22 protein-coding genes are annotated in these 26,279 nt (G+C 64.3%); 13 read left to right on the forward strand and 9 right to left on the reverse strand.

Annotated elements, in window-relative coordinates; translation table 11 throughout:
• Nucleotides 1-95 precede the first annotated feature (95 nt).
• The 3 genes from JY96_RS06535 to JY96_RS06545 all read right to left on the reverse strand — a co-directional run bounded on the left by JY96_RS06535 (nucleotide 96) and on the right by JY96_RS06545 (nucleotide 7,238).
• Complete coding sequence (locus JY96_RS06535) at nucleotides 96-1,559, reverse strand: glutamate synthase subunit beta (protein WP_035035980.1); 1,464 nt, start codon at nucleotides 1,557-1,559, stop codon at nucleotides 96-98.
• Between the two features lie 24 nt (nucleotides 1,560-1,583).
• On the reverse strand, nucleotides 1,584-6,371 hold the full coding sequence (locus tag JY96_RS06540; RefSeq protein ID WP_081961089.1) for a glutamate synthase-related protein: 4,788 nt from the start codon (nucleotides 6,369-6,371) through the stop codon (nucleotides 1,584-1,586).
• Between the two features lie 147 nt (nucleotides 6,372-6,518).
• Nucleotides 6,519-7,238 (reverse strand): transposase, encoded by a 720-nt coding sequence (locus JY96_RS06545; RefSeq protein ID WP_035035983.1) that lies wholly within the window; start codon nucleotides 7,236-7,238, stop codon nucleotides 6,519-6,521.
• A 297-nt stretch (nucleotides 7,239-7,535) separates the two neighbouring features.
• Between JY96_RS06545 and JY96_RS06550 the strand changes: the two genes are divergently transcribed.
• The 10 genes from JY96_RS06550 to JY96_RS06595 all read left to right on the forward strand — a co-directional run bounded on the left by JY96_RS06550 (nucleotide 7,536) and on the right by JY96_RS06595 (nucleotide 16,878).
• Entirely contained in the window at nucleotides 7,536-8,723 is a 1,188-nt protein-coding gene (locus JY96_RS06550; RefSeq protein ID WP_035035987.1) for a ferredoxin reductase, read from the forward strand.
• A gap of 7 nt (nucleotides 8,724-8,730) precedes the next feature.
• Entirely contained in the window at nucleotides 8,731-9,882 is a 1,152-nt protein-coding gene (locus JY96_RS06555) for an acyl-CoA desaturase (RefSeq protein ID WP_052162213.1), read from the forward strand.
• Entirely contained in the window at nucleotides 9,882-11,036 is a 1,155-nt protein-coding gene (locus JY96_RS06560) for an acyl-CoA desaturase (RefSeq protein WP_052162214.1), read from the forward strand. Before JY96_RS06555 ends, JY96_RS06560 begins: the two co-directional genes overlap by 1 nt.
• A gap of 163 nt (nucleotides 11,037-11,199) precedes the next feature.
• Nucleotides 11,200-12,384, forward strand: coding sequence for an acyl-CoA desaturase (locus JY96_RS06565; protein WP_052162215.1), 1,185 nt, complete (start codon nucleotides 11,200-11,202; stop codon nucleotides 12,382-12,384).
• A gap of 296 nt (nucleotides 12,385-12,680) precedes the next feature.
• Entirely contained in the window at nucleotides 12,681-13,001 is a 321-nt protein-coding gene (flhD, locus tag JY96_RS06570) for a flagellar transcriptional regulator FlhD (protein ID WP_035041542.1), read from the forward strand.
• A 54-nt stretch (nucleotides 13,002-13,055) separates the two neighbouring features.
• Nucleotides 13,056-13,592 (forward strand): flagellar transcriptional regulator FlhC, encoded by a 537-nt coding sequence (gene flhC, locus JY96_RS06575; RefSeq protein WP_035035991.1) that lies wholly within the window; start codon nucleotides 13,056-13,058, stop codon nucleotides 13,590-13,592.
• A 335-nt stretch (nucleotides 13,593-13,927) separates the two neighbouring features.
• Complete coding sequence (motA, locus tag JY96_RS06580) at nucleotides 13,928-14,785, forward strand: flagellar motor stator protein MotA (protein ID WP_035035998.1); 858 nt, start codon at nucleotides 13,928-13,930, stop codon at nucleotides 14,783-14,785.
• Nucleotides 14,786-14,788: 3 nt separating this feature from the next.
• Nucleotides 14,789-15,748, forward strand: coding sequence for a flagellar motor protein MotB (gene motB, locus JY96_RS06585; RefSeq protein WP_052162216.1), 960 nt, complete (start codon nucleotides 14,789-14,791; stop codon nucleotides 15,746-15,748).
• Between the two features lie 57 nt (nucleotides 15,749-15,805).
• Nucleotides 15,806-16,204, forward strand: a complete 399-nt coding sequence (gene cheY, locus JY96_RS06590; RefSeq protein WP_035036000.1) for a chemotaxis response regulator CheY — start codon at nucleotides 15,806-15,808, stop codon at nucleotides 16,202-16,204.
• 14 nt (nucleotides 16,205-16,218) lie between these two features.
• Nucleotides 16,219-16,878, forward strand: a complete 660-nt coding sequence (locus JY96_RS06595) for a protein phosphatase CheZ (protein WP_035036004.1) — start codon at nucleotides 16,219-16,221, stop codon at nucleotides 16,876-16,878.
• Nucleotides 16,879-16,912: 34 nt separating this feature from the next.
• Here JY96_RS06595 and JY96_RS06600 read toward each other — a convergent pair whose 3' ends face one another.
• Both JY96_RS06600 and JY96_RS06605 read right to left on the reverse strand, forming a co-directional pair.
• On the reverse strand, nucleotides 16,913-17,683 hold the full coding sequence (locus tag JY96_RS06600) for a LytTR family DNA-binding domain-containing protein (RefSeq protein WP_035036007.1): 771 nt from the start codon (nucleotides 17,681-17,683) through the stop codon (nucleotides 16,913-16,915).
• The gene (locus tag JY96_RS06605; protein ID WP_052162217.1) at nucleotides 17,680-18,843 is read right to left on the reverse strand and encodes a sensor histidine kinase; all 1,164 of its coding nucleotides are present in this window, start codon (nucleotides 18,841-18,843) and stop codon (nucleotides 17,680-17,682) included. The genes JY96_RS06600 and JY96_RS06605 overlap by 4 nt, the downstream gene beginning before the upstream one ends.
• Nucleotides 18,844-18,935: 92 nt before the next feature.
• Between JY96_RS06605 and argH the strand changes: the two genes are divergently transcribed.
• Nucleotides 18,936-20,351, forward strand: a complete 1,416-nt coding sequence (gene argH / locus JY96_RS06610) for an argininosuccinate lyase (protein WP_035036010.1) — start codon at nucleotides 18,936-18,938, stop codon at nucleotides 20,349-20,351.
• A 71-nt stretch (nucleotides 20,352-20,422) separates the two neighbouring features.
• On the opposite strand, the gene JY96_RS06615 is transcribed toward argH, so the two are convergent.
• Complete coding sequence (locus JY96_RS06615) at nucleotides 20,423-20,830, reverse strand: GtrA family protein (protein ID WP_081961090.1); 408 nt, start codon at nucleotides 20,828-20,830, stop codon at nucleotides 20,423-20,425.
• Nucleotides 20,831-20,972: 142 nt separating this feature from the next.
• Here JY96_RS06615 and JY96_RS06620 point away from each other — a divergent pair, with 142 nt between their 5' ends.
• Nucleotides 20,973-21,476, forward strand: coding sequence for a hemerythrin domain-containing protein (locus JY96_RS06620; protein WP_035036013.1), 504 nt, complete (start codon nucleotides 20,973-20,975; stop codon nucleotides 21,474-21,476).
• 73 nt (nucleotides 21,477-21,549) lie between these two features.
• On the opposite strand, the gene dxs is transcribed toward JY96_RS06620, so the two are convergent.
• Genes dxs through JY96_RS06635 form a run of 3 tightly spaced genes read right to left on the reverse strand, consistent with a single transcriptional unit; the run spans nucleotide 21,550 to nucleotide 24,660 of the window.
• A complete protein-coding gene (gene dxs, locus JY96_RS06625) occupies nucleotides 21,550-23,445 on the reverse strand; it encodes a 1-deoxy-D-xylulose-5-phosphate synthase (RefSeq protein WP_035036016.1) in 1,896 nt (631 codons plus the stop codon).
• 31 nt (nucleotides 23,446-23,476) lie between these two features.
• Complete coding sequence (locus JY96_RS06630) at nucleotides 23,477-24,403, reverse strand: polyprenyl synthetase family protein (protein WP_035036018.1); 927 nt, start codon at nucleotides 24,401-24,403, stop codon at nucleotides 23,477-23,479.
• Nucleotides 24,403-24,660, reverse strand: coding sequence for an exodeoxyribonuclease VII small subunit (locus JY96_RS06635; RefSeq protein ID WP_035036021.1), 258 nt, complete (start codon nucleotides 24,658-24,660; stop codon nucleotides 24,403-24,405). Before JY96_RS06635 ends, JY96_RS06630 begins: the two co-directional genes overlap by 1 nt.
• Before the next feature lie 415 nt (nucleotides 24,661-25,075).
• Here JY96_RS06635 and JY96_RS06640 point away from each other — a divergent pair, with 415 nt between their 5' ends.
• On the forward strand, nucleotides 25,076-26,200 hold the full coding sequence (locus JY96_RS06640; RefSeq protein ID WP_035041550.1) for an aromatic ring-hydroxylating dioxygenase subunit alpha: 1,125 nt from the start codon (nucleotides 25,076-25,078) through the stop codon (nucleotides 26,198-26,200).
• Nucleotides 26,201-26,279 lie beyond the last annotated feature (79 nt).

Raw genomic sequence — 26,279 nt, forward strand, 5'->3', positions numbered from 1 at the left:
ATAGTACCGGCCCCTCCGATGATAGGGTATCCACGCTCCGCCTGCTGGCCACCCCGATGGGTGGGCACAACAGGCAAAAGGCCAATAAGCCGTGCTTATCGGGGCAAGGTGGTCGAGCCCATCAGGAAGGCATCCACCTCACGGGCAGCCTGGCGGCCTTCGCGGATGGCCCAGACCACCAGCGACTGGCCGCGGCGCACGTCGCCAGCAGCGAAGACCTTGGCCACGTTGGTGCGGTAGCCGCCGATGTCGGTGGAAGCCTTGGCGTTGCCGCGGGCATCCTTCTCGACACCGAAGCCGGTCAGCATGGTTTCCACCGGGTTGGTGAAACCCATGGCCAGCAGCACCAGATCGGCCTTGAGCGTCTGCTCGGAGCCAGGCACTTCGACGAACTTGCCGTCCTTGAACTCGACGCGCACGGTCTTGACCGCGGTGACCTTGCCATTTTCGCCGATGAATTCCTTCGTGGCGATGGCGAACTCGCGCTCGCAACCCTCTTCGTGGCTCGAAGACGTGCGCAGCTTGATCGGCCAGTAAGGCCAGGTCAGCTCCTTGTTCTCCTGCTCGGGCGGCTGAGGCATCAGCTCGAACTGGATCACGCTCCTGGCGCCATGGCGGTTGGAGGTGCCCACGCAGTCGGAGCCGGTGTCGCCACCGCCGATCACGATCACGTTCTTGCCCGTGGCCATGATCTGGTCCTTGACCTTGCCGCCGGCGTTCACGCGGTTCTGCTGGGGCAGGAACTCCATCGCGAAGTGGATGCCAGCCAGGTCACGACCGGGCACAGGCAGGTCACGCGATTGCTCGGAGCCGCCAGCCAGGATCACCGCATCGAACTCCTTGTTGAGTTGTTCGGGGGTGACGGTGTCCTTGGCCCAGTTGGTGACCTTGGAACCCTTGGGCATGTCGCCGACGATGGTGTTGGTCTTGAAGACCACGCCTTCGGCTTCCATCTGCTTGACGCGCTTGTCGATGTGCGACTTGTCGAACTTGAAGTCGGGGATGCCGAAGCGCAGCAGGCCACCGATGGTGTCGTTCTTCTCGAACACGGTCACAGCGTGGCCGGCGCGCGCCAGTTGCTGGGCCGCGGCCATGCCGGCAGGGCCGGAGCCCACGACAGCGACCTTCTTGCCGGTCTTGACGGCAGCGGGCTGGGGCTTGATCCAGCCCTCTTGCCAGGCGCGGTCCACGATGGCGTGCTCGATGGACTTGATGCCCACCGGGTCGTTGTTGATGTTCAGCACGCAAGCGGCTTCACAAGGTGCCGGGCAGACACGGCCGGTGAAGTCGGGGAAGTTGTTGGTCGAGTGCAGGACCTCGATCGCGTTCTTCCAGTCGTTGCGGTACACCAGATCGTTGAAGTCCGGAATGATGTTGTTGACCGGGCAGCCGTTGTTGCAAAACGGTGTGCCGCAGTCCATGCAACGCGCGCCCTGGACCTTCGCCTGTTCGGTGCTCAGACCGATGACGAATTCCTTGTAGTTCTTGACGCGCTTTTCAACGGGCTCGTAGCCCTCTTCCAGACGTTCGAATTCCAGAAAGCCAGTGACTTTTCCCATTTCAATTCACTCCACGTCGTCGGTTCAGGCCTTGGCCTTGCCGGACTTCGACTTGCCCTCATCGCCCTTTGCCTTGGCGATGGTGGCGCTTGCTTCTTGCTTGGCGCCCATCTCGGTCAGCGCGCGACGGTACTCGTGCGGGAAGACCTTGACGAACTTGGCCATGGCGGCAGACCAGTTGTCCAGGATCTCGCGGGCACGCAGAGAACCGGTCCAACGGTGGTGGTCTTCGATGAGCTTCTTGAGCGCAGCTTCATCGGCCACACCCTTGTGCATCGGGATGCCGGCATCGGCCTGTTCGGCGGCGGGCAACACCTTCTCCAGGGAGACCTGAGCGGTGTTGACGCGCTTGGCGAACTGGCCGTCTTCGTCGTAGACGTAGGCCACGCCACCGGACATGCCGGCAGCGAAGTTGCGGCCGGTCTTGCCCAGCACCACGACCGTGCCACCGGTCATGTATTCGCAACCGTGGTCACCCGTGCCTTCGACAACAGCCGTCGCGCCGGACAGACGCACGCCGAAGCGCTCGCCGCCCACGCCGCGGAAGAAGGCTTCACCTTCGGTGGCACCGTACAGCACGGTGTTGCCGACGATGATGTTGTCGGTGGCGTTGCCACGGAAGTCGATGCTCGGACGCACGACCACGCGGCCACCACTCAGGCCCTTGCCGGTGTAGTCGTTGGCTTCACCGATCAGGTACAGGGTGATGCCCTTGGCCAGGAAGGCGCCAAAGGATTGACCGCCCGTGCCTTCCATCTGGATGAACACGGTCTGGTCAGGCAGGCCATCCGGATGGTGCTTGATCAGCTCACCCGACAGCATGGCGCCGACGGTGCGGTTGACGTTGCGGGCCTCTTCCATGAACTGGACCTTCTCGCCGCGCTGGATGGCCGGCTGGGCCTTCTCGATGAGGCGCACGTCCAGGGCCTTGTCCAGGCCGTGGTCTTGCGTCGACACGTGCAGGCGAGGCACTTCGGCAGGCACCGGGGGCAGCGCGAAGACGCGGCTGAAGTCCAGGCCTTGCGCCTTCCAGTGCTCGATACCCTTCTTCATGTCCAGCAGGTCAGCGCGGCCGATCAGCTCGTCGAACTTGCGGATACCCAGCTGGGCCATGATCTGACGGGCTTCTTCGGCAACGAAGAAGAAGTAGTTCACGACGTGCTCGGGCTTGCCGGAGAACTTCTTGCGCAGCACCGGGTCTTGCGTGGCCACGCCCACCGGGCAGGTGTTCAGGTGGCACTTGCGCATCATGATGCAGCCCTCGACGACCAGCGGTGCGGTCGCGAAGCCGAACTCATCAGCACCCAGCAGGCCGCCGATCACCACGTCACGGCCGGTCTTGATCTGACCGTCGGTCTGCACGCGCACACGGCCGCGCAGGCGGTTGAGCACCAGGGTCTGCTGGGTTTCAGCCAGGCCCAGTTCCCACGGCGTGCCGCAGTGCTTGATCGAGGACCAGGGCGAAGCGCCCGTGCCACCGTCGTGACCAGCGATCACGATGTGGTCGGCCTTGGCCTTGGCCACGCCGGTGGCCACGGTACCCACGCCCACTTCAGACACCAGCTTGACGGAGATGTCAGCCTTGGGGTTGACGTTCTTCAGGTCGTGGATCAGCTGAGCCAGGTCTTCGATCGAGTAGATGTCGTGGTGCGGAGGGGGCGAAATCAGGCCCACGCCCGGCACCGAGTGACGCAGCTTGCCGATGTAGTCGGACACCTTGCCACCAGGCAGCTGGCCGCCTTCACCGGGCTTGGCGCCCTGGGCCATCTTGATCTGGATCTGGTCGGCCGACACCAGGTACTCGGTCGTCACGCCAAAGCGGCCGGAAGCCACCTGCTTGATCTTCGAGCGCAGGCTGTCGCCTTCCTTCATCTCGTAATCGGCTTCGATGCGCGAGGCACCAACCACATCCGACACCTTGGTGCCAGCGGCGATCTTGATGCCCTTGAGCTCGTTGCGATAACGGTTTTCGTCTTCGCCGCCCTCACCCGTGTTCGACTTGCCGCCGATGCGGTTCATGGCCAGGGCCAGGGTCGAGTGGGCTTCCGTGGAGATGGAGCCCAGCGACATGGCGCCGGTGGCGAAACGCTTGACGATCTCGGATGCGGATTCGACTTCTTCCAGCGGGATCGCCTTGGACGGGTCGATCTTGAACTCGAACAGGCCACGCAGCGTCAGGTGACGCTTGCTCTGATCGTTGATGATCTGGGCGTATTCCTTGTACGTGTCGAACTTGCCGGAGCGGGTCGAGTGCTGCAGCTTGGCGATCGCGTCAGGCGTCCACATGTGCTCTTCACCGCGGGTACGCCAGGCGTACTCACCACCAGCGTCCAGCATGTTGGCCAGCACGGGGTCGGTACCAAAAGCCGCCTTGTGGTTGCGGATGGCTTCTTCAGCCACTTCGAACACGCCGATGCCGCCGACTTGCGTGGGGGTGCCACGGAAGTACTTGTCGATCAGTTCCTTGTTCAGGCCAATGGCTTCGAAGATCTGGGCGCCGCAGTACGACATGTACGTGCTGATACCCATCTTCGACATGATCTTGGACAGACCCTTGCCGATGGCCTTGATGTAGTTGTAGATGGCCTTGTCAGCCGACAACTCGCCAGGCAGGTCCTTGGCCATGTCGGTCAAGGTTTCCAGGGCCAGGTAGGGGTGCACGGCTTCCGCGCCATAACCTGCCAGCACGGCGAAGTGGTGCACTTCGCGGGCCGAGCCGGTTTCCACGACCAGACCGGCCGAGGTACGCAGGCCCTTGCGGACCAGGTGATGGTGGATGGCCGACAGCGCCAGCAAGGCAGGGATCGCGATGTTGGCGCGGTCCATCTTGCGGTCGGTGATGATCAGGATGTTGTGGCCGGACTGGATGGCTTCCACGGCTTCAGCGCACAGCGAAGCCAGGCGAGCTTCCACACCTTCGTGGCCCCATGCGGCCGGGTAGGTGATGTCCACTTCGTAGGGCTTGAACTTGCCACCGGTGTGCTTCTCGATGTTGCGCAGGCGAGCCATGTCGTCGAAGTCCAGCACGGGCTGGGACACTTCGAGGCGCATCGGCGGGTTCACCGCGTTGATGTCCAGCAGGTTGGGCTTGGGGCCGATGAAGGACACCAGCGACATCACCACCGCTTCACGGATGGGGTCGATCGGTGGGTTGGTCACCTGAGCGAACAACTGCTTGAAGTAGTTGTACAGCGGCTTGTTCTTGTCCGACAGCACGGCCAGGGGCGAGTCGTTGCCCATGGAGCCGGTGGCTTCTTCGCCGTTGGTGGCCATCGGGGCCATCAGGAACTTGACGTCTTCCTGAGTGAAGCCAAAGGCTTGCTGACGGTCCAGCAGGGACTCGGTGAACTCACCCAGGGCACCGGTGGTGTCGATGGTGTCCAGCTTGATGCGGACGTTCTCGATCCACTGGCGATAGGGCTTGGCCGAAGCGTACTGAGCCTTGAGCTCTTCGTCTTCGATGATGCGCCCCTGCTCGAAGTCGATCAGGAACATCTTGCCCGGCTGCAGACGCCACTTCTTGACGATCTTGTTCTCGGGGATGGGCAGCACGCCCGATTCGGAAGCCAGCACGACCAGGTCGTCATCGGTGATGATGAAACGAGCGGGGCGCAGGCCGTTGCGGTCCAGCGTGGCGCCGATCTGGCGGCCGTCGGTGAACACCATGGCAGCGGGGCCGTCCCACGGCTCCATCATGGCGGCGTGGTACTCATAGAAGGCGCGACGGCGCTCGTCCATGGTGGTGTGCTGTTCCCAGGCTTCCGGGATCATCATCATGGCGGCCTGGGCCAGCGGGTAGCCGGACATGGTCAGCAGTTCGAGCGCGTTGTCGAACGTGGCCGTGTCGGACTGACCGTCCAGGCTGATGGGATACAGCTTCTTCAGGTCATCGCCCAGCACGGGCGACTTCATCACGCCTTCGCGGGCGCGCATCCAGTTGAAATTGCCCTTGACCGTGTTGATTTCGCCGTTGTGGGCGACCATGCGGTAGGGGTGAGCCAGAGGCCATTCAGGGAAGGTGTTGGTCGAGAAGCGCTGGTGCACCAGGGCCAGGGCCGAGACCACACGCTCGTCGGCCAGGTCCAGGTAGTACTTGCCGACCTGGTCTGCCAGCAGCAGGCCCTTGTAGATGATGGTGCGGCACGACATGCTGGGCACGTAGTACTCGGAACCATGGGTCAGGTTCAGGCTCTGGATCTTGGTGGACGCCGTCTTGCGGATGACGTAGAGCTTGCGCTCCAGGGCATCGGGCACCAGGATATCGTGGCCGCGGCCGACGAAGACCTGGCGGATGACCGGCTCTTTTTCGCGCACGGTGGGCGACATGGGCATGTCGCGGTCAACCGGCACGTCACGCCAGCCCAGCAGCACCTGGCCTTCGGCCTTGATGGCGCGCTCGAGCTCTTGCTCGCAGGCCTGGCGGGAGGCGTTTTCCTTGGGCAGGAAGATCATGCCCACGCCGTATTCGCCGGGAGGAGGCAGGTCCACGCCCTGCTTGGCCATTTCGGCGCGGTAGAACTCGTCGGGGATCTGGATCAGCAGGCCGGCACCGTCGCCCATCAGCGGGTCAGCGCCCACGGCGCCGCGGTGGTCGATGTTTTCCAGGATCTTCAGGCCCTGCTGCACGATGCTGTGCGCCTTCTGGCCCTTGATGTGCGCCACGAAGCCCACGCCGCAAGCGTCGTGCTCGGCGTTGGCGTACATGCCCAGTTCGGCTGCGGCCTTGATTTCCTGCGCGGTGGCCACGGAAGTGGTTGCAGCGTCAGACACGGGATGGATGGGGAACGAGGTTCCCGAAGTCGCCTGGCTCATGAGGGCGCTCCAGAAGTTAGTGTGGAAAAACAACGCGGGGAGAGGCAAGGATACGCCCCTTCCCAAGGGTTTTCAAGCATTAATAATTAGGGTCAGATCACATTAATTCAGCACGGAACGATTTCACGTCAAATAAATAGGGACACATCAAATTTCGCCATCGGATTTCACGCCTTCGCTGGCCAGCTTGCGGGGGCGCCCCCTGGGCCGAGGCGTCAGACGCCGCCCGGCAGAGACCGCCAACTTGGCCGCGGCCACCTCGGGCATGAGCGCCCAGCCGCTGCGCATGGCCTGCACCAGTGCCTGCAATTGCACCATGGACAACCCCGCCTCCAGCCGACGGCGCCAGGCGGCTTCGCGCTCGAAAGGGGTGTTGCCCAGGCCCCAGAACAGGGCGTGATCCGACACCAGAGGGTCGGTCCGCATGCCCAGGTGGTGCCACACGCTGCTCCAGGCATCGTCCTCCACCCGGGAGACCTGCCCTGCGCGCCAGGCGTGGGACTCCACGAACACCATGGCATCAAGCAAATACTGCGCCGGCTCCAGCACCGTGGCCCGGTAGCGCCCGGCCCACAAGCCGCCCGAGCGGGCGTGACGGCGGTTGTAGGCCGCCACATAACGACGCCCCAGGGCCTGCATGACCAGGCTGAGCGTGTCGTCACTGGAAGGGGTGGCCAGCAGATGCAGGTGATCCGGCGCCAGGCAATAGGCGTGGATCGACAGACCGTGCTGGCGAGCGGCCTCCTTCAAGGCATCCAGGATGGCCTGCCGATCCTGGTCATCACGGGCGAGCAATTGGCCATCATGCACGCGCTGCACCACCAGGTGCGGCCAGCCAGCAATGCCCAGACGGGGAAGTCGCGCCATACCGGTTCCTCAGGTGGATTGATGTGTCCCCAATTATCCACATGAAGACACCCGCCCGGGCTGACGCAAGTTATTCCACCCCAGCCAGGAACTGTCCGATAAGCATGTTGATGCACGTCATTCCGAGGCAGTTCAACGCCCCTCATTCACGGGGGCGGCAAGCCGTTTCAAGGACTTCCCCCGTTGTGAGCCCCGCCCAACGCTGGGTAACCTTGAGCCCAAAGATATCGACACACATTGCACAGGCCTCGTCCAGTCCCGAGGCCGGACACGCACCGCAGTACCGGAGAGTTTTGAATGGCCGAATCGTCAACCGTCCCTCTGCCCGCCAAGGCGGCAGTCCGCCTCTCGGGCTGGCTGAATCAACTGGGCATCAGCCCGCTGGCCTTTGACGACACGCTCAGCCTGATCAACCCGCTGCTGACCGTTCACCGCCTGCATGCACGCATCGTGGCCCGCCAGGTGGAAACCGGCACCGCCACCACCCTGGTGCTGCAGGCCGGCCCCGCCTTCAAGGGGCTCAAGCCCGGCCAGTTCGTGATGATCGGGGTGACCATCAATGGCGTGCGCCACCGCCGTGCCTACTCGCCGCGCACCGTCGAGGGCCATGCAAACCGCTTTGCCATCACCGTGCAGCGTCAGCCCGGCGGCCTGGTGTCCAACCACCTCAATGAGCAGGCCCGCGTGGGCCAGTTCATCGAAATCGAGCAAGCCGCCGGCGCGTTCACCCTGCCCTCACCCTTGCCCGCTGAAGTGTTGTTCATCGCCGGGGGCAGCGGCATCACGCCGAGCATGGCCATGCTGGAGCACCTGCAGCGTCACTTTTCCAAGACCAAGGCCACGCTGATCTATTTCGCGCGCAGCCGCGACGACCGCATCTTTGCCAAGGCCCTGGACAAGATGGCCTCGACCTGGTCGGGCTTCCAGTACGTGGCCATCGACAGCGTGGCCAACACGCCCAACGATGGCTCAGGCCGCGCCTCCAGCGCCGCCGGCGTATCAGCCAGCCAGCAGGTGCTGGACGCGGACATGCTCGGCCGCCTGGTGCCCAACTGGACGAAGATCCCGGCCTATTGCTGCGGCCCGGCCCCCTTGATGGACGCAGCCCGCGCGATCTGGAAGGAAGCCGGCAGCACCAACTGGAAAAACACCGGCATTGCCGCCCGCCTGCATCTGGAGGCGTTTGCGCCTGCCAAACCCAGCGGTGACCCGCATGCCCGCCACGAGGTGCGCATCGTGCGCGATGCCGAGACCAAATCCTTTCAAGCTGCGGGCGACCAGACCCTGCTGATTGCCGGCGAAACGGCCGGCCTGTCGATCAAGCATGGCTGCCGCCAGGGCATCTGCCACGAATGCACCTGCCGGCTCAACCATGGCTCGGTGCGCGACCTGACATCCGGCGAGCGCATCGATGGTGAAGGCCAGCCCATTCGGCTGTGCGTGAGCAGCGCCATGAGCGACCTTGATCTTGAATCCTTGAATTGATCGCGCCATGAATACCAAGACCATGCAAATTGGCCCCAAGACCCTCGAAGAGCTGCAAGCCTTCGAGAAGGAACTCGATGCCATCGGCGCTGCAGAGCGCCAGACCCTGGGCGAGCGCGATGCCCGCTACATCAAGGGCATCCTGCGCACCGTGCGCGTGCTGGAGATCGCCGGCCGCGGCCTGATGATGTTCGGCTGGTTCCCGCCCACCTGGTTGCTGGGCACCTTCCTGCTGGGCATGGCCAAGATCATCGACAACATGGAGCTGGGCCACAACGTGATGCACGGCCAGTTCAACTTCATGAACGACCCGCGCTTCCATGGCGACACCTTCGAATGGGACAACACCTGCCCGAAAGAGGAATGGCGCCACTCGCACAACTTCGTGCACCACACCTACACCAACGTCATCGGCAAGGACCGCGACTTCGGCTACGGCCTGCTGCGCCTGTCTTCCGACCTGCGCTGGAGCTGGCTGCACCCCTTCCAGTTGCTGCTGACGGCCCTGCTGGCCCTGTTCTTCGAATGGTTCGTGGCCATCCATGACATGCAGATGGACAAGGTCGTGATCGGCCGCAGGAAGTGGTCGGATGTGCGCCCGCAATGGCTGCTGGTGCGCGCCAAGATCTGGAAGGTGATCCGCCGCGACTACATCGGCTGGCCGCTGGTCGGCGTGGCCGTGGGCGCCTTGTTCGGCCATGCGGCAGATACCGGCCTGGCCGTGCTGATGGGCCATGTGGTGAGCAACCTGATCCGCAATGTGTGGGCCTGGGCCATCATCTTCTGCGGCCACTTCACGGAAGACATCTACACCTTCAGCCGCGAATCGATCGAAGGCGAGACCAAGGGCCAGTGGTACCTGCGCCAGATCCTGGGTTCGAGCAATATTTCGGGCGGCAAGCTGCTGCACCTGATGAGCGGCAACCTGTCGCACCAGGTGGAGCACCACCTCTACCCGGACATCCCTGCCAACCGCTACATCGAGATGGCGCCCAAGGTGCGCGCGGTGTGCGCCAAGTACGGCATCCCCTACAACACGGGCAACTTCGCCTGGCAGCTGGGCACGGTGTTCAAGCGCATTGCCCGCTACAGCCTGCCTGGCGGCCCGCAAAAGGCCGTGCACATCGAGGTGGAGTCCATCCTGCCTGAGCGCGCCTGATGTCAGGCCCAACAGGCCCGGCCTGCCCCGGCCCTTCCACACCTGAAACGCTGGACGCCTTTGCCAGCGAGCTGGATGCGATCAGGCGCGACACCATGGCCCGCGTGGGCCCGGAGGATGCCCGCTACATCACGCGCCTGCTGTGGGTGATACGCGGCATCGAATCGGCCGGGCGGGCGCTGCTGCTGACCACGCCGTGGCTGCCCACGTTCTGGCTGGGTGCGGCGCTGCTGGGCCTGTCCAAGTGCTTGCAGAACATGGAGTTCGGGCACAACGTCATGCACGGTCAATACGACTGGATGAACGACCCGCGCTTCGACGGCAAATCCCACGACTGGGACAGCACCTGCAGCAAGGAAGACTGGCGCCACTTCCACAACTACATGCACCACCACTACACCAATGTGCAGGAGCTGGACCGCGACTTTGGCTACGGCATGCTGCGCCTGTCGGCCGAGCTGCCCTGGGAGCCACGCTTCCTGACGCAGGCGCCTTATGCGCTGCTCGTGGCCATGCTGTTCGAGTGGGCGATCGCCATCCACAACATGGAGTTCGAACGCCTGCGCACCAACCGTGAGGGCACGAAGGCGCGCATCCAGGCGCTGTGGCCCAACGTGAAGGCCAAGATGTGGCGGCAGATCAAGAAGGACTACGTGCTGTGGCCGCTGCTGGGCGGGCTGGTGTCGCTGGTCTTCGGCGCAGGCCTGCTGAAGGGGCTGCTGGCCGTGTTGCTGGGCAATGTGCTGGCCAATGTGATCCGCAACATCTGGACCTTCGTGGTGATCTTTTGCGGGCACTTCACGGCGGGTGTGCACACCTTTGACCCGGCACTGGTGCAGGGTGAGCACAAGGGGCACTGGTACCTGCGCCAGATCCTGGGCTCCAGCAACATCTCGGGTGGCAAGCTGTTCCACATCATGACGGGCAACCTCAGCCACCAGATCGAGCACCATCTCTACCCGGACATGCCGGCGCGCCGTTATGCCGAGGTGGCGCCGCGGGTGCGTGAAGTCTGCCAACGCCATGGCGTGCCTTACAACACGGGCGGCATGCTCAAGCAACTGGCCACCGTGGCGGTGCGCATCGTGCGCCACAGCTTCCCCGGCGGTGAGCGCACGCTGACGCCCTTGCAGCACCCTGCGGTGCCGCGCTGAGACGCTGCACGAAACGCCGTACGGAGGCCCCGCCCGAAGCCCCGCAAAGGGGGAGGACGCCCGGAGGCAGGGTCCCTACAATGCGAGGCGGCCTGCTCGATCAGGCCCCGCCCCACGAGAGCCCAACCAGGGCTCTACAAAAGCCCCAGGTTGGATTCTTGTCATGGCCCACGCTTCCCACGCCATGCTGCCTGTGCCCCGCATGGATGATGCGGACGCCACGGCAGATGCGCGACTGGCCGCCTTCGCGGCCGAACTCGATGCACTCAGGGCCGAGACCATGGCCCAGGTCGGCGAACGCGATGCCCGTTATGTCGTGGCCTTGCTGTGGACGATCCGAGGCCTGGAGAGCCTAGGGCGCATCCTGCTGCTGGGCGCACCGTGGTGGCCCACCTGGTGGCTGGGTGCGGTGATCCTGAGCATATCCAAGGTGCTGCAAAGCGGCGAATTCGCCCACAACGTGATGCACGGCCAATACGACTGGATGAAAGACCCCCGCTTCGAGGGCAAGACCCACGATTGGGATCTGGCCTGCACCAAGGAAGACTGGCGCCATTCGCACAATTTCCTGCATCACCACTACACCAATGTGCTCGGCCTGGACCGGGACTTCGGCTATGGCGCCATCCGCCTCTCGGCCGATGTGCCGTGGGAGCCGCGCCACCTGATCCAGCTGCCGTATGCGCTGATCGGCGCCTTCGTGTTCGAGTGGGCCATCGGCGTCTACAACATGGAGCTGGAACGCCTGCTGATCGAGCGCGATCCCGCCGTGCGCGGCCAGGTCAAGGCCCGCATCCAGGCGCTGTGGCCCAACTACCGCGCCAAGATCTGGCGCCAGGTGAAGAAGGACTACCTCTTGTGGCCGCTGGTGGGCGGCGCCGTGTCATGGGTGCTGGGGGCGGGCTTCATGCCAGGCTGGCTGGCCATCCTGCTGGGCCACGCCATGGCCAACGTGATGCGCAATGTCTGGAACTTCATCGTCATCTTCTGCGGGCACTTCCCCGAGGGCGTGGCCACGTTCGAGCAGGCTGACATCGAAGGCGAAACCCAAGGCCACTGGTACCTGCGCCAGATCATGGGCTCGGTCAACATCCGTGGCGGCTTCGTCATGCAGATGCTCACGGGCCACCTGAGCCACCAGATCGAACACCACCTCTTCCCGGACATGCCCTCGCGGCGTTATGTGGACATCGCACCGCGCGTGCGCGCCATCTGCGAGCGCCATGGCGTGCGCTACAACGAAGGCAGCCTGCTGTGGCTGTGGCCCTCGGTGGCCTGGCGCATCCTGCGCTACACCTTCCCGGGCGGGCAACGCATCCGCCAGGCCGTGGTGCTGCCCACCCACTGAGCGCGATCAGGGCCGCATCTCGGCGCCTGCCCCACCCACAGACCCCCCGCAGCCACCTATCGCGCCCCCAGGCCGCGCGCCTGTGATCGCCCGATAAGCGGGCCCGATCAGGGCAATCCTGTAGGAATTTGCCTGACAGGACACTCAGCGCCGATCCGACGCGCCTTACAGCACCCTGCCTATTCAGAAATCGAAGGGTGACAACCAGAATTCAATCCATGCCGACGAGATACAAAACCGGCGCAAACAAAAGCTTCAGCAAACCGCCCTTCCAAACCGATTCAAAGGACAACGACATGACCGCCGATCAAATCCTGACCGAAATCCGCGAAGCCAACCTGTCCTACCTGATGCTGGCCCAGAGCCTGATCCGCACGGACCGCGAACAAGCCCTGTTCCGCCTGGGTATCTCGGAAGACACCGCCGCCATGCTGGCCGTGCTGACCCCGGCCCAGATCATGAAGCTGGCCTCGGGCAACAACCTGCTGTGCCGCATGCGCATGGACGACGACCTGGTGTGGGGCCTGCTGACCAACCACGGCAAGGCCAGCAATGACAGCGTGACCCGCCTGCACGCCAACATCCTGATGGCCGGCCGCCATCAAGAAGCAGCCTGATCCAGATCGCCCGCTGCCACGTATACGTTTAGACCAGTCTGTAGGAGTAGCACCATGCGCACCAAGAGCCTGTTGACCGAAGCCAAGCAAATCGACCGCGCCGTCACCCTGATCAACCTGGGTGCCCGCCTGCAGGTGCTGGAGTCCGAAACGGATCTGTCGTATGAGCGCCTGCTGCGTCTCTACAAGGAAGTGGCCGGCAAGTCGCCCTCCAAAGGCCAGCTGCCCTTCTCGACCGACTGGTTCATGACCTGGCAGCCCAACATCCATTCCAGCCTGTTCCTCAACATCCACGAGTACCTGAACAAGGCCGCCGAGATCGACGAGATCGACGTCGTCATCAAGGCCTACCAGTTGTATCTGGAACAGACCGAATCCCAAGGGCTGGAACCGCTGCTGTCCGTCACCCGCGCCTGGCGCCTGGTGAAGTTCATCGACAACGGCATGCTGACCCTGACCCCTTGCTCCAAGTGCGGTGGCCACTTCGTGACCCACCCGCATGAAATCGCCCGCCACTTCGTGTGCGGCCTGTGCAACCCACCCGCTCGCGCCGGCAAAGGCAAGTCGGCTGGTGGCCTGCACATGCACTGATCCTTTGAATGACCACCCTCCGTCTGCGTGAACATTTCACGGATTGCCGGCACCTTCGAGCACCACCGGCTCAAGAAGCACAGGCAGCTGCCGTAACAACAGACGGACGGTTTGGAAGCGAAACGTCCTTGCTTGTCTCCTCCTAGCACCAAACAAGTGCTTTCATGCGGACCCCTGATCGGGTCCGCTTTTTTTGGCTGGCAAGCCGACGGCTGAACTTTCCATCTGGTGAGACCTGAGCGTGAAAAAAGCCCGAGCCGTGGCGTTGTTCACATCATCAAACCTTCGGCAACAGCCGAAGATGCATACATGATTCGACCCGAACGCGACACACCATGTTCGTCCTCATTGGCTACGTTATCTGCTTAGGCTGCATTTTTGGCGCCTACGCCATTCACGGCGGGAACATGGCCGTGATCATCCACGCCATCCCGACGGAAATGATGGCCATTGGCGGGGGCTCCATTGGCGCCTTCCTGGTGAACAACCAGCCCAAGACCGTCAAGGCCGTGCTGGGCAACTTCGGGCCGCTGTTCAAGGGCTCCAAGTACACCAAGGCGCGCTACATGGAGCTCATGGCGATGCTCTATGAGATCTTGCAGAAGGTGCGCAAGGAAGGTTTGATGTCCATTGAAAAGGACGTCGAAGAGCCGCACAGCTCGGCCCTGTTCAAAAAATACCCCACGGTGGGCAGCGACCACCACGTGATCGAATTCGTCACCGACTACCTGCGCATGATGGTCTCGGGCAACCTCAACGCCCACGAGATCGAAGCGCTGATGGACAACGAGATCGACACCCACCACCACGAGGGCCATGCCCCGGTAGCCGCGGTGGCACGCCTGGCTGGCGCCCTGCCCGCTTTCGGTATCGTGGCCGCCGTGCTGGGCGTGGTCAACACCATGGGCTCGGTGGGCCAGCCACCCGCCGTGCTGGGCGGCATGATCGGCTCGGCGCTGGTCGGTACCTTCCTGGGCATCTTGCTGGCTTACGGCGTGGTGGAGCCGCTGGGCGGCCTGATGGAGCAAAAGCTCGACGAGGCCACCAAGGAATTCCAGGTCGTCAAGACCGTGCTGCTGGCCAGCATGCAGGGCTACGCACCGCAAGTGGCCATCGAATTCGGCCGCAAGGTGCTGTACTCGACCGAGCGGCCGACCTTCATCGAACTCGAAGCCCACGTGAAGAAGAAGTAAGCCATGGCAGGTGATTCGAAGAAGGTCCAGCCGATCATCATCAAGCGCATCAAGAAGGGTGGCCACGCTGCCCATGGTGGCGCCTGGAAAATCGCTTACGCCGACTTCGTGACCGCCATGATGGCCTTCTTCCTGCTGATGTGGTTGCTGGGCTCCACGACAGAGGGTGACAAGAAGGGCATTGCCGATTACTTCAACTCGCCGCTCAAGGTCGCCTTCTTCGGCGGCTCGGGCGCGGGGGATGCAAGCTCCGTCATCAAGGGCGGCGGCAACAACCTCACCGAGTCTGTCGGCCAGATGAAGAAGGGCCGCACCACCGAGGTCGCCATGGACAAGGCCCGCAAGAAGGCCATCCGCCAGGAACAAGCCAAGGCCGAGGCCGAGCGCCTGCGCGCCTTGAAGTCCAAAGTGGAAGAGGTGCTGGCCAATGACGACCGTCTGGCCAAGTACAAAAGCCAGATCCGCCTGGACCTCACCGCCGAGGGCCTGCGCATCCAGATCGTGGACGACCTCAACCGCCCCATGTTCGACAGCGGCTCGGCCGAGGTCAATGTCTACATGCGCGACATCCTGCGGGCCATTGGGCATGTGCTCGAAGAAGTCCCCAACAAGCTGACCATCGAAGGCCACACCGATGCCAAGGCCTTCAGCTCGGGTGAACGCGGCTACAGCAACTGGGAGTTGTCTGCGGACCGGGCCAACGCTTCCAGGCGCGAGTTGATTGCCGGCGGCCTGCCGGGCAACAAGGTGCTGCGCGTACAGGGCCTGTCATCCAGCGTGCCCTACGAGAAGGACAACCCGGACAGCCCGATGAACCGGCGCATCAGCATCATCGTGATGAACCGGGAAGCCGAGGACCGCTTCTTCGATTCAGCCCGAGCGGAAGCCGTGCCGCCGGAAGCCGTGGATGGCGGCGAAGACGCCGATACAAAACCCTCAAGGCCGACTGACAGCGGTCGATAAGCCTCTAGCGAGTGCGGCATAACACTGGGCGCCGCCGATTTGAAACAAGGATGAGCCATGAGCACCCCCGCAGACATGAAATTTCTCATCGTGGATGACTTCTCCACCATGCGCCGGATCGTCCGGGGCCTGCTCAAGGAGATTGGCTACAACAATGCCGAAGAGGCCGAAGACGGCGCTGCTGCATTGAACATGCTGAAGAACACCAAGTTCGATTTCGTGGTCAGCGACATCAACATGCCCAACATGAATGGCTTCGAGCTGCTCAAGGCCATCAAGGCCGACGACACCCTCAAGCACCTGCCCGTGCTGATGGTGACGGCCGAAGCCCGCAAGGAAGACATCGTGCTGGCGGCCCAGACTGGCGCGGCCGGCTACATCGTCAAACCTTTCACCAAGGCCACCTTGGAAGAGAAGGTTCAAAAGATCATGCAGAAGCTGGCCACCACGGCCTGACCAGGGAGGTCATCATGAAAATGGACCTTCCAGACAATATGCAGATGCCTGCCGCATCGCCCGAGATCTTTCAGCAGCTCGGCACCCTGACGCGGCAACTGCATGACACGCTCAACATGCTGGGCGTGCTGCCCGGGCTCAAGAACACGGTCGATGACCTGCCCGATGCCCGCAGCCGCCTGAGCTACATCGCCACCAAGACGGCCGATGCGGCAGAGAAGGTGCTCAACCTGGTGGACACGGCCAAGGCCGACCAGGAGCACATTGCATCTGAAACCCGCAAGCTGGCCGCCCTGATCACCGCCGACCCGGTCAAGGCCGTGGCCAGTGGTGCGGTGTTCAACTTCGTGCAGGACGTCGAGAAGGTCACGCACCGTGTGGACGGCCACCTGACCGACATCATGATGGCGCAGGACTTCCATGACCTGACCGGCCAGGTCGTGGCCAAGGTGGTGAAGCTGGCCAACGACCTGGAGTCGCAGCTGGTCAAGCTGCTGGTGCAGGCCGCACCACCCGAGCAAGCCCAGAAGGTGGAAGCCACCCTGACGGCCCACGGCCATGTCACCGTCGAAGAAGTGGTGCTGGAAGGCCCCGTGGTCGACACGACAGGCCGCTCCGACGTGGTGTCCAACCAGGGCGAGGTCGACGACCTGCTGGCCAGCCTGGGCTTCTGATCCCTTGGCTCGCCAGCTTCTGCCTGCGCGAGGCTCAGCCCTGAGCGGCCATGGCCTCGCGTACCGCCGTCACCTGACGGCGTGACACCGACAACCACTCCATCGTCGGTGTGACCTGCACTGCCCAGGTCTCCCCCCCTTCCGCGTCGTCCGCACGCCGCTCCAGCGCCTTCATGGCCTGCCTGGACACCAGCGCATTACGGTGCACGCGGATGAAGCGCTCCCCCACCCGCCCTTCCAGCTCGGTCAGGGAATCGGCCAGCACATGGCTGTGCTCGGCCGTGCGCAAGGTGACGTACTTCTGCTCGGCCTTGAAATACAGGATCTGCGACAAGGCGATGCGCTCCAGGCGGCCACGGTCCTGCACGATGAAGACCTCACCTTCACTCGCCTCGCTGGCAGGCTCGGGCGCGCGGGCAGCCTTGAGCTTGAGCACGCGGTCCAGCGTGGCGTTGAGCCGCTCCAGCCGTACGGGCTTGGTCAGGTAGTCTGCGGCAGCCAGATCAAAGGCCCGCAAGGCGTGCTCCGCATGCGCCGTCACGAAGGCCACGACCGGCGGCTGGTGCAGTTCACGCAGGCGGGCGGCCAGCACCATGCCGTCCAGCCCGGGCATCTGGATGTCCAGCAGCAGCATGTCGGGCGAGGTACCGGTCTTGTCCTGCTCCTGCAACCAGGCCAGGCCGTTCACCGACTCGCCGAATTCGGCCACCACCTCGTTGGCCACGCTGGCCTGCGCCAGCAACGATTTGATGCGCAAACGCGCCAGGGGTTCGTCGTCAATGATGGCAACCTTGAGCGAACTCATCGTGCAAGCTCCTTGCGTGGCATCGGCACGGCCACACGCACCACGTACACCGGCGGCTGACGCGCGTCACCGCTGGCTTGCAGGCCGGCTTCGAAGTCCGACTCCACATCGTGCATCAGTTTCAGGCGTTGGCGCACATTGCGCAAGGCGATGCCGTGGCCCGCCGTGGAGTGCGTGGGTGTTTCGGCGGGCACCGAGTTGCTCACCGTGAGCACCGCTCGGCCCGATTGCACCTTGGTGCGCACCACGATCCACCCGCCTTGGGGCGACGCCTCAATGCCGTGGCGCACCGCGTTTTCGACCAATGGCTGCAGGATCAGGGCCGGCACCTCGGCCCGGCCCGCGTCGTCATCGAGCTCCCAGCGCACGGTCACCCGATCGCCGAAACGCAGTTGCTCGATGCTCAGGTAGCGTTGGGCCAGGTCGATTTCGGCGTCCAGCGTCGTGCGCGTCGTAGGTGAAGCCAGCGCCTGGCGGAACAGCTCGGCCAGATCCTCCAGCACGGATTCGGCCCGCTGCGGGTCGATCTGCACCAGCGCAATGGCCGTGTTGAGCGTGTTGAACAGGAAATGCGGGCGGATACGGGCCTGCAGTTCGGCCAAGCGCGCCGACGCATGCGCCGGCAGCTCGCTGCGCGCGCGGTGCTTGAGCCAGGCCAGGCCCACGCAGGCCATGGCCGCGCCCGTCAACATGGGGGGCAGCTGCGGCCAGCCCCAAACCATCTGCTGCCCGCTCAAGGCCAGGTCCAGCCAGGTCGACTGCCACTGCCCCAGCCCCGCGCACACCGCGCCCAATATCGCCGCAAAACCCCATTGCGCCGCATCACTGGCGCGTGTCAACCAGCGGCGTGAAGCACAGGCCACGATGAGCCACAATAAGCTGGCAGGCAAAGAAGCCACCATGGTCTGCGCCCAACGGGATGCCGCATCCATGGGCGAGGCCGACTGGAACGACACCCCCAGCGCGACCACCAACTGCACCCCCATCACGACACGCAGCACCACGCCCACGTGGCACACGTCAAACGGCGATGGCGGCAGCGGGCGCCCGGTTTCCGCCCCCGGCCCGAACTGGGTTGGCGCAAACTGGGTCGAGGTTTCCCACGCGGCGGGTTGTGAGGCCGGGCTGGCGCCGAAGGCCTTGGGCTCAGTAGAATCCATGGTTTGCACATTCTGCGCGAAGAGCGCGATGCCGGGCCGCCGTGGGATCCAATTGATGGCCCACTGATGGCCGCATCCCAGGACACCAACCCATGAGCACCAACCAACTCGACAAGAAGTCCCAGGCCTGGTCGGCCCTGTTTTCAGAGCCGATGAGCGAGCTGGTCAAGCGCTACACCGCCAGCGTCTTCTTCGACAAGCGCCTTTGGCAGGCCGACATCCAGGGCTCGCTGGCCCACGCCGAGATGCTCCACGCGCAGGGTCTGCTGTCCGCCGATGACTGGGCGTCCATCCAGAAGGGCATGGCCCAGATCACCGCCGAGATCGAATCCGGCGCCTTCGAGTGGAAGCTCGACCTGGAAGACGTGCACCTCAACATCGAAGCCCGCCTGACCCAGCTGGTGGGTGACGCCGGCAAGCGCCTGCACACCGGCCGCTCGCGCAACGACCAGGTCGCCACCGACGTGCGCCTGTGGCTGCGCGGTGAAATCGACGAAATCGGCCTGCTGCTGATTGCTTTGCAAAAGGCCCTGGTGGACGTGGCCGAGCAGAACGCCGAGACCATCCTGCCCGGCTTCACCCACCTGCAAGTGGCCCAGCCCGTGGCCTTCGGCCACCACCTGCTGGCCTATGTGGAAATGTTCGCCCGCGACGCCGAACGCATGCTCGACCTGCGCAAGCGCGTGAACCGCCTGCCGCTGGGCTCGGCCGCCCTGGCCGGCACCAGCTACCCGCTGGACCGCGAGCGCGTGGCGCGCACCCTGGGCATGGTGGACGAAGCCGGCCTGCCCGCCGTCTGCCAGAACAGCCTGGACGGCGTCTCCGACCGCGACTTCGCCATCGAGTTCACCTCGGCCGCTTCGCTGCTGATGGTGCACGTCTCGCGCCTGAGCGAAGAGCTGATCCTGTGGATGAGCCAGAGCTTCGGTTTCATCGACCTGGCCGACCGTTTCTGCACGGGCTCGTCGATCATGCCCCAGAAGAAGAACCCCGACGTGCCCGAACTGGCGCGCGGCAAGACCGGCCGCGTGGTGGGCCACCTGATGGGCCTGATCACCCTGATGAAGGGCCAGCCCCTGGCCTACAACAAGGACAACCAGGAAGACAAGGAACCCTTGTTCGACACCGTGGACACCTTGAAGGACACCCTGCGCATCTTCGCCGAGATGGCCGCCGGCATCACCGTCAAGCCCGAAGCCATGGAGCGCGCCGCCAAGAAGGGCTACGCCACCGCCACCGACCTGGCCGACTATCTGGTCAAGAAGGGCCTGCCCTTCCGCGATGCGCACGAAGTGGTGGCCCATGCCGTCAAGGATGCAATTGCTGCAGGCGTGGACCTCTCCGAGCTGCCGCTGGACAAGCTCAAGGGCTACAACGCAGCCATCGAGCAGGACGTGTACGAGGTGCTCAGCCTGCGTGGCTCGCTGAACGCCCGCAACACGCTGGGCGGTACGGCACCGGCTCAGGTGCGTGCGCAGGTGGCGCGCCACAGGGCGCGTCTGGGCTGAAGCAGCTTCCGGTCGCCTGACCGCCCATGACAAAGGCCGTGCGGCACATGCCCACGGCCTTTTCCTTTTGCTCAGCCCCTGGCGCCCTTCATGATGCGGCGGGCAGACAGGTAATTGAACACCAGGCCCACCAGGCTGCCGATGGCCACGCCCCAGGCAGGCTGCGTGCGCACGGCCTCAAAAGCCTGCAGGCTGGCGGCATACGCGCCGTAGTTGATCGCCCCACCCACCAACATCGAGGACAGGTAGCTCAGGTACTCCTTGAGCACGCTGCCCTCCTTGGGACCACGGAAGGTGATGTTGCGGTTGAACAGCCAGGTGAAGGTCGCCGCGGCCAGGAAGGACACCGCCCGCCCGCCGTAGTTGCCCAGCCACGGGCGACTGAGCGCCAGCACGCCGATGTCAACGAACAGCGCCAGGCCACCGGACACACAGAACAGGATCAAAGACCGGAAACGCTGCAGCAAGGCGAACCTCATGGTGAAACGGCCGCCATCTTAGCCCGCCCTGCGTGCCGCTTGCGCCAGCGCAAAGCACCCAAGGACGCCAACCGGTACGCTCGCTCCTCATTGATCCGCGGCCGCCCCGAGCCGCTGGTTCAACTTTGAGGAACCCACTGCCATGTCCACCCTTGTCTGGTCCGAAGCCCTGTCCTTGTCCATGCCCGTGATGGACACCACTCATCAGGAATTCGTGGACCTGCTGGCCGAAGTCGAAGCAGCGGACGACGCTTCACTGCTGGCCAAATGGCAGACCCTCATCGACCACACCGACGAGCACTTCGCCCGCGAAGACAAGTGGATGCTGGACACTGGTTTTGCCCCGGCCAACTGCCACAGCTCGCAACACGCGGTGGTGCTCAAGGTGCTGCGAGAAGGCGCTGAACGCGGCGCGGCCGGTGACCTGGCCCCGATCCGCCAGATGGCGCACGAGCTGACCATCTGGTTCCCGCATCATGCGCAGAACATGGACTTCGGCCTGGCCCTGCACCTCAAGAGCATGGGCTACGACCCGGAGACTGGCCAGCTCAGCAACCCGGAGAAGCTGCCTGAGCAGGCCATCTCGGGGTGTGGTGGCAGTTGCAGCACTGACAGCGAAGCCACCACAGCGGCCGAGGCCCAATAAGGCCGGATGGAAAAAGCCCTCTTGCGAGGGCTTCTTCTTTGCCACCAAGGTGGCCACGTCAATGCGGGTGGGTTCAGCCCCTGGCCGCCAGCCGCTCACGCACCGACTGCTCGATCCCTGCGGCATCCAGCCCGCACATCGCCAGCAGCTTGCTTGGCTCGCCATGCTCGACGAACTGATCGGGCAGGCCCAACATCATCATGGGTTTGCAAAGGCCGGCAGCCGCCAGGGCTTCGGCCACGGCAGCACCAGCGCCACCTTGCACACAGCCTTCTTCCACCGTCACCAGCAGGTCGTGATCCTTGGCCAATTGGGCCACCAGCTCGGTGTCCAGTGGCTTGATGAAGCGCATATTGGCCACGGTGGCGCCCAATGCCGCACCGGCCTTCAAGGCAGGCTGCAGCAAGGTGCCAAAGGCGAGGATGGCCACGCGTTGCCCGGCGGCCGTCTGCGTGCCTTGCAGGCGCACTTCGCCCTTGCCCCAGGGCATGGCGTCCAGGCTCGTGGGCACGGGCACACCAGCACCCGCGCCACGCGGGTAACGCACGGCCACCGGGTGGTTCTGCGCATAGGCCGCGCTCAAGGCCTGGCGGCACTCGGCCTCATCGGCCGGTGCGAGCACGCTCATATTGGGAATGCAGCGCACGAAGGCGATATCGAACGCGCCCATGTGCGTCGCACCATCGGCCCCCACGATGCCGGCGCGGTCCAGTGCGAACACCACGGGCAGGTTCTGGATGGCCACGTCGTGGATCAGCTGATCGTAGGCGCGCTGCAGGAAGGTCGAGTAGATCGCCACCACGGGCTTGAGGCCCTCGCAGGCCAGGCCGCCCGCAAAGGTCACGGCGTGCTGCTCGGCAATGCCCACATCGAAGTAGCGGCCCGGGTACTTCTGGTGGAACTCCACCATGCCCGAGCCTTCGCGCATGGCCGGTGTGATGCCCACCAGGCGCGGGTCGGCTGCGGCCATGTCGCACAACCATTGGCCGAACACCTGCGTGAACGTGGGCTTGGGTGGCTCGGCCGTGGCGGGCGCCTTGACCAGGCCCACAGCCGGGTCGAACTTGCCCGGCCCGTGGTACGCGATCGGGTCGGCCTCGGCCAGCTTGTAGCCATAGCCCTTCTTGGTCACCACGTGCAGGAACTGCGGGCCACCCAGGTCACGCAGGTTTTCCAGCGTGGGGATGAGCGAGTCCAGATCGTGGCCATCAATGGGGCCCACGTAGTTGAAGCCGAACTCCTCGAAGATGGTGGCCGGCACCACCATGCCCTTGGCGTGCTCTTCCAGCTTCTTGGCCAGCTCGAACAGGGGCGGCGCATTGCGCAGCATCTGCTTGGCACTCTCACGCGCCGCCGTGTAGAAACGGCCTGACATCAATCTGGCCAGGTAGCGGTTCAGTGCACCCACGGGCGGCGAGATCGACATGTCGTTGTCGTTGAGCACGACCAGCACATCGGCCATCTTGCCGGCATGCGGTACGCCCGCGTTGTTCAGCGCCTCGAAGGCCATGCCCGCGGTCATGGCGCCGTCACCGATGATGGCCACGGACTTGCGGGCCTCGCCACGCAATTGCGCGCCCAGGGCCATGCCCAGTGCGGCCGAGATCGAGGTGGACGAGTGGGCGGTACCGAAGGTGTCGTACTCGCTCTCATCGCGGCGCGGGAAGCCGCTCATGCCGCCCAGTTGGCGCAGCGTGGCCATGCGGTCGCGGCGGCCGGTCAGGATCTTGTGCGGATAGGTCTGGTGGCCCACGTCCCACACCAGGCGGTCGTCCGGCGTGTTGAACACATAGTGCAGCGCGATGGTCAGCTCGACCGTCCCCAGGTTGGATGACAAGTGGCCACCCGTGCGCGACACGCTGTGCAACAGGTAGTCACGCAGTTCGTACGCCAGCTGTTTGAGCTCGGACCGGGACAGGTGCCGGATATCGGCAGGCTTGTCGATCCTGGACAGCAGGGGGTAGCTCATATTGGGGCGTCCTTGGGTGGAATACTTGTTATCAGTGATCGCGGTGCACGATGCGCTCGGCCAACGCGGCCAGCGCTGCCGTCGCCTGGGTACTCAGGCCGCTGCGGGCCAGGGCCGCCAGCGACTGCTGAAGCAGGCCAGCCGCTTCGTCGCGGGCGCCTTGCAGGCCCAGCAGGCTCACATAAGTAGGTTTGTTGGCGTCGGCGTCCTTGCCGGCCGTCTTGCCCAGGACTTCGGAGCCCTGGGTCGTGTCCAGCACATCATCGACGATCTGGAAGGCCAGGCCCATGGCATGGCCATAGTCGGTCAGGGCCTGCCAGGCCGAGCTGTCAGGTGCCAGGCCGCCGCAGGCTGCGCCCATCTGCACACTGGCGCGCAGCAGGGCGCCGGTCTTGCGCTGGTGCATGTCACGCAGGGTGGCCTCGTCGAGCGACTGGCCCACGCTGGCCAGGTCAATGGCCTGGCCACCGGCCATGCCGGCCTGGCCTGAGGCACGCGCCAGCAATCGACACAAGCGAGCCTGCAAGGCCGGTGCCACCCCGGCACCTTCGCCCGCGTCGGGCGTCAGCACCTCGAAAGCCAGCGCCTGCATGGCGTCGCCAGCCAGCATGGCCTGCGCCTCGCCGAACTGAACATGCACCGTGGGCTTGCCCCGGCGCAGCACGTCGTTGTCCATGCAGGGCATGTCGTCATGCACCAGCGAATAGGCATGAATCAGCTCGACCGCACAGGCTGCGCGCAAGGCGGCTTCAGCCCCCGCAGGTGTGGCACACGCGCCAGCGGCCTCGGCCGCGGCCTGAACCAGCAGCGCGCGCAGGCGCTTGCCGCCATCCAGCACGCCATAACGCATGGCATCCCCCAGGCCGGCGGGCGCCGAGTCTGGCACCCAATCACTCAGGGCCGATTCCACACGGGCCAGCACCTGGGCCGACCAGTCCTTGAACACATCAGGGGGCATCAGGCAGCATCCCAGGGTTTGAGTTGCCCGTCTTCCAGCAGCTTGACTTGCTCCTCGACCGCCTCCAGGCGTGTCCGGCAGAACTGCAACAGCTGGGCCCCGCGCTGGTAGCTGGCCAGCAGTTGCTCCAGCGGCAAGGCACCCGCCTCCATCTGGCCGACGAGTTGCTCCAGCTCGGCCAGCGCATCTTCATAGCTGGCGGGCAAGGGGGGGCTGCTGTCCGGGGTGGCTGCGGTTGGTTTGGCGGTTCTGGCCATGCGTGTCGCTTGATGTGTCGCTTGATGGATCGCCTGAGGCCACCGAGGGTGGGCAAGAATGCGGGCAAACGCGTATTCTATTTCCTGCCGCCGCGCTTGCGCTCGCTGCCTGAGGTGAAGCCCCCTGGGTGACAGCCCCCCGGTCTGGGTGGCCGCCCTCACCTTTTGACCTGCCACGGCACCCGGGATTGGCCCCCGCTCCCCCCTGAGGGTACAATTTCGGGCTTTCCCGCACACAACCTGTACATGACCGGCCTCTTGGGTTTCAACCCGGTCAGGCCCGTTTTTTGCCCGTTGTGTTTGCATCCATTTTGGGAAACAGCAGCCCCCTGGCGCCACGCCGGGGATCGTTCAAAGCCCTTGGTCGTCCAGATCCAAGGGGGGTTGACATTGGTTTTTGGAGATCCTGGGGATCATGTCCGACCTGAGTACCGCACTCAACGCCCTCAGCCGCAGCCACACACAGCTGCCCGTGTCCGTCTACTTCGACGAGTCGCTTTACCAACAGGAGCTTGAGCGCATCTTCCAGTCCGGTCCTCGCTACCTGGGCCACGCGCTGAGCGTGCCCGAGGTTGGCGACTACTACGCATTGCCGCAAGAGCTCGAAGGCCGCGCCCTGGTGCGCTCGCCCCAAGGCATCGAGCTGATCTCGAACGTGTGCCGCCACCGCCAGGCGGTCATGCTCAAGGGCCGTGGCAACAGCCGCAACAACATCGTCTGCCCCCTGCACCGCTGGACTTACAGCCACCAGGGCGAGCTGATCGGTGCGCCGCACTTCGACCACGATCCCTGCCTGAACCTGAACAACTACAAGGTTCGCAACTGGAACGGCCTGCTGTTCGAAGACAACGGCCGCGACATCGCCGCGGACCTGGCCGGCATCGACGCGCGCTTCAAGCCCGGCGGTGACCTGGACTTCAGCGGCTACGTGCTGGACAAGGTCGAGCTGCACGAGTGCAACTACAACTGGAAGACCTTCATCGAGGTCTATCTGGAGGACTACCACGTCGGCCCCTTCCACCCTGGCCTGGGCAACTTCGTGACCTGCGACGACCTGCGCTGGGACATGGCCAAGGAATACTCGGTGCAGACCGTGGGCGTGGCCAAGAGCTTCGACAAGCCCGGTTCGGACGTCTACAAGAAGTGGCGCGAAGTGCTGCTCAACTACCGTGGCGGCGAGAAGCCCAACCAGGGTGCCGTGTGGCTGACCTACTACCCGACCATGATGGTCGAGTGGTACCCGCACGTGCTGGTCGTGTCCAACATGTACCCGCAGGGCCCGCAGAAGACGCTCAACGTGGTGGAGTTCTACTACCCCGAAGAGATCGCCGCCTTCGAGCGCGAGTTCGTGGAAGCTCAGCAGGCCGCCTACATGGAGACCTGCATCGAGGACGACGAGATCGGCGAGCGCATGGACGCCGGCCGCAAGGCCCTGTACGCGCGTGGCGACAACGAAGTCGGCCCGTATCAAAGCCCGATGGAGGACGGCATGCAGCACTTCCACGAGTGGTATAGAAACAAACTCCCCCTACGCGCTTGACGCGCGCCCCCTCAAGGGGGCACCACCAGTGGACCGGCAGAGCCGGATCCACGGTGGTCGCTGGATGAGGTGGGGCAGG

The sequence above is a fragment of the Aquabacterium sp. NJ1 genome, from assembly GCF_000768065.1.
Lineage (GTDB): Bacteria > Pseudomonadota > Gammaproteobacteria > Burkholderiales > Burkholderiaceae_C > Aquabacterium.